Genomic DNA, 247 nt, shown 5'->3' on the forward strand with positions numbered 1-247 from the left:
CAGCCAACTCAACTCCCTTAACATTCTCATGCTCTTGAACAAGCAGGTTACCATATTCACGGAGCTCATAGATAGTCATCTTAAGTTGCTCAAAAGTTGGTGGTCCGTCAAAAGAGTTCAAAAGTTTGTCTCCAATCTTTTCAATTCCAGCGCCTGAAATCCACTTCCTCACTTCATCATCATATACTCTCGCCCTCAGTGCACCGAAAAAGTCGATAGATTGTCCAGGGAAGTTATCGACAATCTT

At 42.5% G+C, this 247-nt stretch carries 1 protein-coding gene; it reads right to left on the bottom strand.

The annotated features are described in order from the left end of the window. Window positions 1-247: P-loop NTPase family protein (locus F1003_RS19075; RefSeq protein WP_235898439.1), on the bottom strand; the 247-nt coding region annotated here is incomplete at both ends.

It is taken from the genome of Winogradskyella ouciana (assembly GCF_009709615.1).
GTDB classification, from domain to species: Bacteria; Bacteroidota; Bacteroidia; order Flavobacteriales; family Flavobacteriaceae; genus Winogradskyella; species Winogradskyella ouciana.